11 protein-coding genes are annotated in these 12263 nt (G+C 70.8%); 1 reads left to right on the top strand and 10 read right to left on the bottom strand.

Annotation, left to right across the window (positions count from 1 at the left end; genetic code table 11):
- Positions 1–36: 36 nt before the first annotated feature.
- Complete coding sequence (locus AAT21_RS09480; protein WP_052757702.1) at positions 37–699, top strand: N-acetylmuramoyl-L-alanine amidase; 663 nt, start codon at positions 37–39, stop codon at positions 697–699.
- 32 nt (positions 700–731) lie between these two features.
- Here AAT21_RS09480 and AAT21_RS09475 read toward each other — a convergent pair whose 3' ends face one another.
- The 10 genes from AAT21_RS09475 to AAT21_RS09430 form a co-directional block, all read right to left on the bottom strand.
- Positions 732–1895 carry a cysteine desulfurase family protein gene (locus tag AAT21_RS09475; protein WP_046776241.1) on the bottom strand — a complete coding sequence of 388 codons (1164 nt, stop codon included), beginning with the start codon at positions 1893–1895 and terminating at the stop codon, positions 732–734.
- A gap of 110 nt (positions 1896–2005) precedes the next feature.
- Positions 2006–2860: a thioesterase family protein gene (locus AAT21_RS09470; RefSeq protein ID WP_046777202.1), complete on the bottom strand. Its 855-nt coding sequence runs from the start codon at positions 2858–2860 to the stop codon at positions 2006–2008.
- A 46-nt stretch (positions 2861–2906) separates the two neighbouring features.
- On the bottom strand, positions 2907–3563 hold the full coding sequence (locus AAT21_RS09465) for a trimeric intracellular cation channel family protein (RefSeq protein WP_046776240.1): 657 nt from the start codon (positions 3561–3563) through the stop codon (positions 2907–2909).
- A 388-nt stretch (positions 3564–3951) separates the two neighbouring features.
- Complete coding sequence (locus AAT21_RS09460) at positions 3952–5058, bottom strand: ABC transporter ATP-binding protein (RefSeq protein WP_046776239.1); 1107 nt, start codon at positions 5056–5058, stop codon at positions 3952–3954.
- Positions 5055–6188 (bottom strand): ABC transporter ATP-binding protein, encoded by a 1134-nt coding sequence (locus AAT21_RS09455; RefSeq protein WP_046776238.1) that lies wholly within the window; start codon positions 6186–6188, stop codon positions 5055–5057. Before AAT21_RS09455 ends, AAT21_RS09460 begins: the two co-directional genes overlap by 4 nt.
- A complete protein-coding gene (locus tag AAT21_RS09450; protein WP_046776237.1) occupies positions 6185–7183 on the bottom strand; it encodes an ABC transporter permease in 999 nt (332 codons plus the stop codon). Before AAT21_RS09450 ends, AAT21_RS09455 begins: the two co-directional genes overlap by 4 nt.
- Positions 7184–7315: 132 nt before the next feature.
- On the bottom strand, positions 7316–9097 hold the full coding sequence (locus AAT21_RS09445; RefSeq protein WP_046776236.1) for an ABC transporter substrate-binding protein: 1782 nt from the start codon (positions 9095–9097) through the stop codon (positions 7316–7318).
- A gap of 74 nt (positions 9098–9171) precedes the next feature.
- Complete coding sequence (locus AAT21_RS09440; RefSeq protein ID WP_046776235.1) at positions 9172–10167, bottom strand: ABC transporter permease; 996 nt, start codon at positions 10165–10167, stop codon at positions 9172–9174.
- Positions 10168–10630: 463 nt separating this feature from the next.
- Positions 10631–11371 (bottom strand): enhanced serine sensitivity protein SseB C-terminal domain-containing protein, encoded by a 741-nt coding sequence (locus AAT21_RS09435; protein ID WP_030826595.1) that lies wholly within the window; start codon positions 11369–11371, stop codon positions 10631–10633.
- A 94-nt stretch (positions 11372–11465) separates the two neighbouring features.
- Positions 11466–12200: an enhanced serine sensitivity protein SseB gene (locus AAT21_RS09430; protein WP_046776234.1), complete on the bottom strand. Its 735-nt coding sequence runs from the start codon at positions 12198–12200 to the stop codon at positions 11466–11468.
- Positions 12201–12263 lie beyond the last annotated feature (63 nt).

Raw genomic sequence — 12263 nt, 5'->3', positions numbered from 1 at the left:
TCACAGCGCGTTATCGGGTCAAGGGGGGTGGATCACATGACCGAGCAGGGCAACAAGAGATCGAAGCCGGGTCGGACGCGCAGGGCGGTGCTGCTCGGCGGGCTGGGCATCGTCGCGGCGGGGGCGGTCGCCGGCCGGGACGAAATCCGGCGCGGGTACTGGCTGCTGCCGGGCGTGGCCAAGCCGCGCAAGGAGGGCGAGATCGACCACGCGGGGGCGGGCTGGACCGCGGCCTCCCCGGCTAACTGGCGGATGGCGGACCGGCCCGACGACTACCGGGTGGACCGGATCGTCGTGCATGTCACACAGGGCGGCTTCCAGTCTTCGGTGGACGCTTTCAAGAACCCCTGGCACAAGGCGTCGGCGCACTACATAGTCCGCGGCGACGGGCATGTGGAGCAGATGGTGCGCGAGCTGGACGTGGCCTTCCACGCGGGGAACCGCTCGATGAACGAGCGCAGCGTCGGCATCGAGCATGTCGGTTTCGTGGACCGGCCGAAGGACTTCACGGACGCCATGTACACGGCATCGGCGCGGCTGGCGGCCGGCATCTGCCGCCGGTACGACATACGGCCCGACCGCACGCACATCGTCGGGCACTCCGAGGTACCCGGCGCCGATCACACGGACCCGGGCGACCACTGGGACTGGGACCGCTACATACGCATGGTCCGGGAGGCCCTGGCCGCTTCGGCCTGATCCGAAGGACACGGTCCGAGCCTCCCGGACGCTCAGCTGAGGCCTGCCGTCCGGGCGCGTTCGACGGCCGGGCCGATGGCGGCGGCCAGGGCGGCGACGTCCTCCTTGGTGGAGGTGTGGCCGAGGGAGAAGCGCAGGGTGCCGCGGGCCAGCTGCGGGTCGGTGCCGGCCGCCAGCAGGACGTGGCTCGGCTGCGCGACGCCCGCGGTGCAGGCCGAGCCGGTGGAGCACTCGATGCCCTGGGCGTCGAGCAGGAGCAGCAGGGAGTCGCCCTCGCAGCCGGGGAAGCTGAAGTGCGCATTGGCCGGAAGCCGCTCTTCCGGGTCTCCTCCGAGGACGGCGTCGGGCACGGCGGCCAGGACGGCGGCGACCAGTTCGTCGCGCAGGGAGCCGATCTGGGTGGCGAACTGCTCGCGCCGCTCGGCGGCGAGGACCGCGGCCACCGCGAAGGCGGCGATGGCGGGCACGTCGAGGGTGCCGGAGCGGACGTGCCGCTCCTGGCCGCCGCCGTGCAGGACGGGTACGGGGCTCTGGTCGCGGCCGAGAAGCAGCGCTCCGATGCCGTAGGGGCCGCCGATCTTGTGGCCGCTGACGGTCATGGCGGCGAGTCCGCTGTCGCCGAAGTGGACGTCGAGCTGCCCGAAGGCCTGGACGGCGTCGGAGTGCAGCGGGATGCCCGCCTCGCGGGCGATGGCGGCCAGTTCGCGGACCGGCATGACGGTGCCGATCTCGTTGTTGGCCCACATGACGGTGGCCAGGGCGACGTCGTCGGGGTTGCGCTCGACGGCTTCGCGGAAGGCGTCGGGGTGGACGCGTCCGTAGCGGTCCACGGGCAGGTAGTCGACCCGGGCGCCCTCGTGCTCGGCGAGCCAGTGCACGGCGTCGAGCACGGCGTGGTGTTCGACGGGGCTGGCGATGATCCGGGTCCGCGCGGGGTCCGCGTCGCGCCGGGCCCAGTAGAGGCCCTTGACGGCGAGGTTGTCGGCCTCCGTGCCGCCCGCGGTGAAGACCACCTCGCTGGGGCGGGCACCGATCGCCTCGGCGAAGGCCTCGCGGGCCTCCTCGACGGTACGGCGGGCCCGGCGGCCGGCGGCGTGCAGGGAGGAGGCGTTCCCCGTGGCGGCGAACTGCGCGGTCATCGCCGCGGCGGCCTCCGGCAGCATGGGGGTGGTGGCGGCGTGGTCGAGGTAGGCCATGATCCCCCGATTCTAGGGGCCCGCCCTCGCCCTTCCGCCCGGCGGGACCCCGATCCGGCCGGGGCGCGGGGCTCGTGCCCGCACCCGCAGCTCCCCGGCCGGGCGGCTCGTCACATGCGCAGGGCGCGCGCCAGCTGGCGGGACTGGGCGACGAGGTGGTCGGTGGAGTCCCAGACCTCGGCGTCCTCCTCCAGGAAGCCGCCGGCCAGGTTGCGCGTGGTGATGGAGATCCGCAGCGGGCCCGGGGCCGGGCGGCGGCGGATGTGCGTGGTGAGCTCCACGGTCGGGGTCCAGGCCACCAGACCGAGGTCGAAGGCGGTCGGCGGCAGCGCGTCCACCGCGAGGAGCAGGGAGAGCGGGTCGGCGTCGCGGCCGTCGGCCAGCTCGAACCAGGCCCGCATCTCGCCCTTGCCGGAGGGGGCGCCGACGGCCCAGCCCGCCGTCGCCGGGTCCAGCCGGAGCCGGAGCCGGTCCACGATGGCGGAGCTGCCGGGGATCGGCGCGGGGCCGGCCTCGGAGCCGATGCAGTTCTCGTAGGAGGGCATGAGCGGCGGCACGGCGACCGTCCGCACGTCGTCGGGCAGGGAGGCGAGGTCGCCGTAGGAGGCGAGGACGCGGATGCGCTCGACCTCGTTCCCGTGCTCGTCGTACTGGAAGAGCGACGCCTGGCCGGTGGAGAGGGTGCGGCCGACCCGGACGACCTCGGTGCGGATCACGGCGGGGCCGGGCACGGAGGAGGTCAGGTAGTGCGCGGACACCGTGAAGGGGTCCGGGTGCGGTAGGGCCGCCGCCAGGGCCCGGCCGACCAGGGCGAGCAGGTAGCCGCCGTTGACGGCGGCGATGATCGTCCAGCCGGCGGAGAGCTCCGCGTCGTAGACGCCGGGCTCGTCCGCGCGTTCGGTGATGGCGGTGTCGCGGTCGAACTCGCTGTCGCCAATGGATGCCTGGGCAGCTGCATATGACATGGAACGACGGTACACCCGCTTACTACTAAGCGGTAGCTTTCTCCTGTTACGGCTCTTCGGCCACCGAGGATCGCCGGTTCCAGGCCAGCGGCGCCCGCCAGTGGTAGCGCATGGCGAGCAGCCTCAGGACGAAGGTGGTGACGATCGCCAGGGCGGTGGTGATCGCGTTGAGCGACTCCAGGGCGATGGAGACGGCGACCATCGCGGCGCCGACGGTGGCGGGCACGGCGTACATCTCGCGGTCGCGCAGCAGCGAGGGCACCTCGTTGACCAGGACGTCGCGCAGGACGCCGCCGCCGACGGCCGTGGCGAGGCCCAGCGCGGCGGACGCGGTCAGGCCGAGGCCGTACTCGTAGGCCTTGGTCGTGCCGGTGACGCAGAACAGCGCGAGGCCGGCGGCGTCGAAGACGTTGATGGCCCGGTTGATCCGCTGGACCTCGGGGTGCAGGAAGAAGACGAACGCGGCGGCGATGAGCGGGGTGACGAAGAAGCTCAGCTCACCGAAGGCAGCCGGCGGGACCGCGCCGATGACGAGGTCGCGGAAGAGGCCGCCGCCGAGGGCCGTGACGAGGGCGAGGACGGCGATGCCGAAGACGTCGAAGTTCTTGCGGACGGCGAGCAGCGCGCCGGAGGTGGCGAAGACGAAGATGCCGGCGAGGTCCAGGGCATGCTGGACCCCCGGCGGGAAGAGATCGTGGAGCACCGGGCCATTGTCGCCCGTGGCGGGCTCGGCGGAATGCGGGGCTCCGCCGCCGCGGCCGGGCGCAGACCCGAAACCCCGGGCTCCACCGCCGCAGCCGCGCGCAGGCCCAAAGCTCCGAGCTCCGCCGCCGCGGCCGGGCGCGGGCCCACAACTCGGCGCTCCGCCCCGGGACCTGGGCCTCACGCGCCGGCGAGGCTGGGTCGGCGGCGGGCTCTGCGGCTCCGGCCAGGGCGGGCGCATGCCGTGCGGCGCCGTTACGGCGCGCCGCCCCCGAGCCCCCGCGCCTCGAACGCCGGCGGGGCTGGACTCGGCCGGTGGAACCGGGGTCAGCCCGGCGGGGCCGGGCTTGCGCCGGGTGGGCTGGGGGCAGCCCACCCGGCGCTCGGGCTCACTCCGTCGCCGTGGTCACCGCGTCCGACGCGCCCGGGAGGGGCTTGTCGCCCGGGGCCTGGTCGGGGGCGTTCTCCGGGTGGTGGCAGGCCACCTGGTGGCCCGTCTTCAGCGCCAGCAGCGGCGGCTCCTGCGTCGCGCAGATCTGCGTCGCCTTCCAGCAGCGCGTGTGGAAGCGGCAGCCGCTCGGCGGCGAGATCGGCGACGGCACGTCGCCCTTGAGCAGGATGCGGCCGCTCTTGGCGCCCCGCCGCCTCGGGTCCGGCACCGGCACGGCCGACATCAGGGCCGTGGTGTACGGGTGCATCGGCTCCCCGTACAGCGACTTGTTGTCGGCGAGCTCGACGATCTTGCCCAGGTACATCACCGCGATGCGGTCCGAGACGTGCCGGATGACCGAGAGGTCGTGCGCGATGATCACGTAGGTCAGACCGAGCTCCTGCTGGAGGTCGTCCAGCAGGTTGACCACCTGGGCCTGGATCGAGACGTCCAGCGCCGAGACGGGCTCGTCCGCGACCACCAGCTTCGGCTTCAGCGCCAGGGCCCGCGCGATGCCGATGCGCTGGCGCTGGCCGCCCGAGAACTCGTGCGGGTAGCGGTTGTAGTGCTCCGGGTTGAGGCCCACGAGCGACAGCAGCCGCTGGACCTCCGCCTTGAGCCCGCCCTCCGGGGTGACGTTCTGGAGCTTGAACGGGGCGCTGACGATGGTGCCCACCGTGTGGCGCGGGTTCAGCGAACCGTAGGGGTCCTGGAAGATCATCTGCACGTCGCGGCGCAGCGGGCGCATGCCCGCGACCCCCAGGTGCGTGATGTCCTTGCCCTCGAACTCGATCCGGCCGCCGGTCGGTTCGAGCAGCCGCGTGATCAGCCGGCCCATGGTCGACTTGCCGCAGCCGGACTCGCCGACGATGCCGAGGGTCTCACCGCGCCGGACGTCGAAGTCGAGGCCGTCGACGGCCTTGACCGCGCCGGACTGCCTGCGCAGCAGCCCCTTGGTGATGGGGAAGTGCTTGGTCAGGCCGGTGACCTTGAGCAGCGGCTCGGGAGAGTCCGTGGCCTGTGCCGGAAGGGTGACGGCCGGATCCGTCTTCTGGGTGTCGGTCACAGCTTCGGCGCAATCTCTTCGGTCCAGATCCGGGTCCGCTCCTCCTGCGACATGTGGCAGGCGGACCAGTGGCGGGTGCCGTCCTGCCCGGTGTCGTCCGTCGCCGTGAGCTCGGGGCGCACGGTGCGGGTGACGTCGCCCTTGGGCACGTCCGCGTACGGGCAGCGCGGGTTGAAGGCACAGCCGCTCGGGATGTTGATGAGGCTGGGCGGCGAGCCCTTGACCGGGATGAGGCGCTCGGTCTGCTCACGGTCGATGCGCGGCATCGAGCCCAGCAGCCCCCAGGTGTAGGGGTGCCGGGGCTCGTAGAAGACCTTCTCGGCGGTGCCCCGTTCGACGCACCGGCCGCCGTACATCACGAGAAGTTCGTCGGCCATCTCGGCGACCACGCCGAGGTCGTGCGTGATCATGATGACCGCGGAGCCGAACTCCTTCTGGAGGTCCCGGATCAGGTCGAGGATCTGGGCCTGGACGGTGACGTCCAGGGCGGTCGTCGGCTCGTCCGCGATGAGCAGTTCGGGGTTGTTGACGAGCGCCATCGCGATCATCGCGCGCTGGCGCATGCCGCCGGAGAACTCGTGCGGGTAGCTGTCGACCCGCTTGTGGGGCTCCGGGATGCCGACGCGGTCGAGGAGTTCGACGGCGCGCCGGCGGGCGGCCTTCTTGTCGACCTTGTGGTGGACCCGGTAGGCCTCGGCGATCTGTTTGCCGACGGTGAAGTAGGGGTGCATCGCCGACAGCGGGTCCTGGAAGATCATCGCGATCTCCCGGCCGCGCAGCCTGCGCACCTCGTCCTCGTCGGCGGAGAGCAGTTCCTTCCCGTCGAGCCAGATCTCGCCGGAGATCCGGGCCCGCTGGCGGCCGTACTGGCCCACGCGGTGCAGGCCCATGATGCCCAGCGAGGTGACCGACTTGCCGGATCCGGACTCGCCCACGATGCCGAGGGTCTTGCCCTTCTCCAGGGTGAAGGAGAGGCCGTCGACCGACTTGACCAGGCCGTCCTCGGTCGGGAAGTGCACCTTGAGGTCGCGCACGTCGAGGAAGGCGGTGGAGCCCGGCGCCCCGTCGTAGGGCTGGTTGGGCGCTCCGGCCGGTGCGGTGGTCTCTCCGGTCTTGGTCGGGTCGGTCATGACAGCCTCACTCGGGGGTCGATCACCGCGTACAGGAGGTCAACGATGAGGTTCGCGGCGACGACGAAGAACGCGGAGATCAGGGTGATGCCCAGGATGACCGGGAGGTCGTGCTCGCTGATGGCGCGCACGGCGCTGTATCCCAGGCCGTGCAGCGAGAACGTGTACTCGGTCAGGACCGCGCCGCCCATCAGGGCGCCGAGGTCGAGGCCCAGGACGGTCAGGATCGGCGTCATCGTCGAGCGCATGGCGTGCTTGCCGATGACGACGGGTTCCGTCAGGCCCTTGGCCCGGGCGGTGCGGATGTAGTCCTCGCCCAGGACTTCGAGCATGGTCGCGCGGGTGAGCCGCGCGTACATCGCCGCGTAGAGGAAGGCGAGCGAGACCCACGGCAGGATCATGCCGTTGAACCACTTGGCCGGATCGTCGGCGAAGGTCGCCTCCGGTCGTCCGAACCAGCCGAGCTGGTCGGAGAAGAGGGCGATGACGAGCATGCCCGTGAAGTAGATGGGGAGGGAGACGCCGGCGAGGGCGACGCCCATGGCCGAGCGGTCCAGGACGCTGCCCCGCTTGAGCGCGGAGATCACACCGGTGGCGACACCGCCGGCCACCCAGAGCACGACGGCGCCCAGGGCGAGGGAGAGCGTGACCGGGAACCAGTCCAGCAGCAGCGGCCAGACCTCCTGCTCGGTCTTGAAGGAGTATCCGAAGCAGGGCGCGGCGCATTGCGTGACGTCGGAGCCGTTGGCGTACGTGCGACCCGCCACCAGCCCGACGACGAACTTGCCGAACTGGACGAGGATCGGGTCGTCGAGACCCATCTTCTGCCGGATGCCTTCGATGGCGGCGGGGTCGGACTGCTTGCCCACGAAGTACAGGGCAGGGTCCGTCCCGATCAGCTTCGGGAAGAGGAAGAAGATTCCGAAGGTCACCAGCGTGATGACCAGCAGCATGACGAGGACGGCGAAGATCCGTCGGATGAGGTATGCAAGCACTGCGCTCGGCCTGGCTGTGGCCCGGGGGCGCCCTCTTCTGGAGAGCGCCCCCAGGCCGCAACCGCGGCCATCACCTGCCCTTCGTGCCTAGCGGGTGTGGCACTGGAACACTGGAACTGGACTGATGGACCGTTACTTCACGACACCGAGGGACGCGTAGTCGTAGCGGCCGTTGTAGGCGTCGGTGGTGTAGGCGTTCGTCAGCCGGGTGCTGCGCCAGGTGATCGTCTTGTCGTAGACGAAGGGCAGGTAGACGGCGGCCTCGGAGACCTTCTGGTTCATCTGCTTGTAGATGTCGCCGGCCTTGGCCGGGTCGGTCTCCGCGATGGCCTGGTCGAACAGGGCGTTGATCGCCGGGTCGTTCAGCTCGGAGAAGTTGTTGTTGCCGCTCTGCAGGATGAAGCGGCCGTCGACCAGCGGCTGCGAGAAGCCCTGTCCGGTCGGGAAGTCGGCGCCCCAGCCCATGATGATGATGCCGTAGCCCTTCTCCTTGACGACCTTCGGCGAACCGATGATGCCGGAGGTCTGGGCGCCGTCGAACTGGTCGACGTCGGCCTCGATGCCGACCTGCTTCAGGGCGTTCTGGAGGGAGACGGCCGTGGCGACCTCGACCGGCTTGTTGTTGCGGACGGCGATGGTGGTCTTGAAGCCGCTCTCCTTGCCGCAGGCCTTGAGGGCCTCCTTGGCCTTCTCCAGGTTCGGCTTGCCGTCGTTCTTCAGGACCTCGTACGGGTCGTACTTGGCGTCCGAGCCCTTGATGCCCAGCGGGAGCATGTTGGGGGCGATGTCACCACCGGCCTGCGGGCCGCCGCGGGCGGTCTGCAGCGACTTCTTGTCGGCGGCGTGGATGACGGCCTTGCGGCACTCGATGTTGTCGAACGGCGCGACGGTTTGCGGCATGACCGCGTACCGGATGAAGCCGGTCTGGCCGTTGTCGAGGTTGCCCTTGTGGTCCTTCAGCGCGGTGGCGCGGGCCGCCTGGCCGATGCCGGTCGCGTTGATGTCGAGGTCGAACTCGCCGTTCATCAGGCGCTTGTCCATGTCGTCCGCGTTCGCCATGAACGTGACCGAGATGGTGTCCGGGAGCGCCTTGCGGATGGTGTCCGACTCGGGCTTGTAGTTCTCGTTGCGCGAGAGCTTCATGCTCTTGTTCGGCTCGTACGAGTCGATCTTGTACGGGCCGTTGGAGAAGGGCTTGAGGCCGTACTTGGCGGCCGTGTCCTTGTCCTGCTTGACCGGGCTCGCCGCCGGCATCGCCAGCATCTGCTCGAAGTCGCCGTTGGGCGTCGGGAGCTTGAAGATGATGGTCTTCGCGTCCGGGGTCTCGATCGCCTTCAGGCCGAGCTTGTCCGGAGCGGTGTCCTTGTACGGGCCCGGGTACTCGGCCTTCGGGTCGAGGACCTGCTGGAGGTAGACCGGACCGCCGGAGATGACGTCCTGCGCCCAGGTGCGCTCGATGCCGTACTTGATGTCCTGGGCGGTGACGGGCGAGCCGTCCTCCCAGGTCACGTTGTCCTTGAGGGTGTACTTGTAGGTCTTGCCGCCGTCGCTGATCTCGGCCTTGGCGGTGGCGAGGTCCGGGACGAGCTCGGTGCTCTCCTTGCCGGGGCCCGGCTTGAAGCTGATCAGCTGGCGCGTGTAGTAGCGGGAGAAGTCCCACATGAAGCCGTAGTAGCCGCGCTGCGGGTCCCACGAGTCGGCGTCCTGGGTACCGACGAACTTCAGCTCGCCGCCCTTCTTGTCCGACGGGTTGGCGACCTTCTCGATGCCCGCGTTGAAGCCGCTGCCGGAGCCGGCGGCCTTGTCGTCCTTCTTCTCGGCCCCGCCGCCACAGGCGGTCGCGGTGAGCATGGCCGCGAGCACGACGGCCGTGCCGGCGGCAAGTCTGCGCTTCGACGTGCGATGGGTAGTCACGATGCTCGCAACCCTCCGTTGTAGTTCCGGTGTACGTACGGCACGAGGCCGGTTCCTGGTTTGCCCTGCGGTGGCTAGCGGGAGCCCTTCGGGTCGAGGGCGTCGCGGACGCCGTCGCCGAAGAGGTTGAAGGCCAGCACGGTGATGAAGATGGCTACGCCGGGGAAGATCATGAAGAGCGGATCGTCCTCGTAGGTCCGCACGGCCGTGGCGAGGGTTTCCCCCCAGGACGGCGTGGGCGGCTTGACGCCGACTCCGAGGAAGCTCAGCGCCGCCTCGGTCAGCACGTTGGTGGGGATCATCAGCGTCGCGTAGACCGTGATGGGTGCCACCAGGTTCGGGAGCAGTTCGCGGAAGAGGATGTAGAAGCGGCCCGCGCCGAGGCTGCGCGCCGCCTCGACGTACTCGCGCTCGCGCAGCGAGAGGGTCTGGCCCCGGACGATGCGGCCGATGTACGGCCAGCCGAAGAAGCCGATCACCAGTACCAGGACGGCGATGCGCAGGCCCGAACCCTCGAAGCCCCAGAGCTTGTTGGGGATGACCGAGATCAGCGCGATGATGAAGAGCAGCTGCGGGAAGGCCAGCAGCAGGTCCATGACCCGGCTGATGGCAGCGTCGACCCAGCCGCCGAAGTAGCCGGCGACGATGCCGAAGAAGGTGCCCAGCGAGACCGCCACGAAGGCGGACAGGAAGGCCACCAGCAGCGAGATCCGGGCGCCGTAGACGATGCGGCTGAAGACGTCGCGTCCGTTGACCGGTTCGACGCCGAGCAGGAACTCGCTGCTCATACCGCCCCAGTCGCCGAGCGGGAGGCCCAGCAGCGGGTCGAGCAGGTCCTCGTGCAGTTCCTCCGGCGGGTGTCCGAAGGCCTTGACGATCAGCGGCGCGAAGATCGCGACGAGGATCAGCAGGAGCACGATGACACCGCCGGCCAGCGCGACCTTGTCGCGCTTGAGGCGCAGCCAGGCGATCTGCCACGGCGAGCGCCCCTCGATCGCCTTCTGCGGAACGTCGGGGGCGGCCACGGCCGCGGGTTCGGCCGCGCCGGTGTCGTGCAGTGGTGCCGTCATCGTGGTGGGGACCCCTCTCGGCCGACGGTGGCCGGCCCATGCCCGCCGCTGTGGCGGCTTGGTTCAATCGGCGTCGCTGGTGGTGCGATTGGCGAGAAATGTGCCGGAAGTGCACGTGAAGAGCTGGTGCTTGCGAGATGGACCGGCCTTCGGTGGGGGGAGTCTTCAACGCCCTCTCAATCGCCCGCCAGACCCCCCGGGGATGTGATGCGCAACCGTGATCTACGGCTACACCTTCCGTTATCCGAACCGCCAGACCTGTTGAGCGGTGAAACACCGCATGTTCGGCGCGGAACGGACATCCGGCTCAACTGCCCTTTCGGGCACGGATCGTGGGAGGATTCAGCGGATATGCCGAAGGCCGCACCGACGGGTCCGGTGCGGCCTTCGAGACGGATGTCCGAATATGCGGATGTGATGCCGGAGGTCCCCGCAGGTCTGCGGAGCACTCCGGCGGGCCGTTTCAGTAGGCCGGCGCCTGGCCCTCGCGGTCGTAGAAGGGGCGGGTCTGCGCCCGCAGCCACATCGCCACGGGGTCGTGCTCGTCCGCCAGTGCCACGGTGCACACCGGGACGCCCTCGGGAACCGCCCCGACGGACTGGCGCATCATCTCCCGTACGGATTCCAGCGCGGGCGCGGAGGCGTCGTACAGGTCCAGCCCCACCGCGAGGTACGGGGAGCCCAGCGCCGGCTGCACCCAGGCGCGGCGCAGCGACCGTACGGCCGGGGTGCGGTGCGCGTGCTGGGTCAGCAGCCCGTAGAACTGGGGCAGCTCGATGCTGGGCTCGGACAGCCGCAGCGGACCCGCCGGCATCCGGTCCAGCCCGGTCGCGATACGGCGCAGGTCCGCCCACGGGACGCCGAGACCGCCGCCCTGGGCGTGCGGGTTGAGCCACAGGCCCCAGCGGTCCGGGTAGAGGGCGCGGGCGATGTCCCGCCCGGTGACCACCTCGTAGCCCCGGTTCCAGCCGCTCGCGGCCAGCTCCTGGGGGGAGGTGACGCAGGGCGCGTAGCCGAGGCCGTCGACCTCCATGCCGCCGTACTGGGCGTCCGGTGACCCCGGCTGCCCCTGCCACAGCAGCATCCACAGCCGCCCCTCGGACAGGGCGTGCAGCAGTGACTCGTAGCTCTCGTAGCGCCCGGGGGTCACCTGGCGCATCATGTGCTCGACCTGCCCGGCCGCGGCCGTGCCTGACGCACTCACCCGGTACCCCTCTTCGTCCGCCCGTCGCTCCACGCGTGCCTCACCCGCCGGCGCTCATGCGTGCGGGCGGGAGATGTAACCAGCTTAAGCGGCCCTACGCGAGGTAGAAGGGGCGTACGCGCTCACGAATCCAGTCCGTGACCGGGTCCTGGGCCGCGTCGAGGAGGATCGACTGCACGGGCCAGGGCGCCGGAACACGGGCCAGGGCCCTTCCGAGCGCCTCCATCGGGGCCTCTCGCATCTGCGGTTCCCATCCCACCAGTCGGACACCGATGAACAGTTCCGGGTCCCCTCCCTCGACACTGGCGAGGCAGCGGTGCGCCGCGGCGACGACGCCGGTGGCGCGGAACTCCTCGCCGGCGACGGCCAGGAAGTCCACCGGGTCGTCCTGCCAGTCGGGCTCGAAGAGCCGTACGCGGCCGCCGGTGGCGGGACCGTCGAGCGCGCTGCGCCCGGCGCGGCAGAGCTCCGCGACGGCCGGCGGGGGCAGCGGGACGCCGACGGCGCCCTCCGGATTGACCGCGATGCCGAGCTGCGGGGGCAGCCCCCGGGCGAACTCGACCGCCGGGGCCACCGCGAAGTCCATGCCGGGCCCGACACAGGCGAGGAACTGGGCCTCGGAGCTGTAGACGGGCACGTACGCCGCCCCGCCGATGTCCATGGTGGGCAGGTCCAGGCCGGCCGCGTCCGGGCCGCCGCCGCCCGGCAGCGGGATCCACACCTGGCTGCGCCCGAGCACCTCCAGGATCCGGCCGCCGGCGTCCGGCTGCCCGAGCGCAGCCCCGAGCACCTGCTCCAGCTCATTCCCCGGCCAGCCGCTGCCCTGCATCCGCCCCTGCCCCTGTCTGGTCCGCTGTCTGGTCCGCTGTCTGATCCGCACGCGCTCCCGCGC

Source organism: Streptomyces yangpuensis (assembly GCF_001005295.1).
Taxonomy (GTDB): Bacteria; Actinomycetota; Actinomycetes; order Streptomycetales; family Streptomycetaceae; genus Streptomyces; species Streptomyces yangpuensis.
Note: the sequence above shows the minus strand (reverse complement) of the source record. Positions and strands in the feature narration are given on the sequence as shown.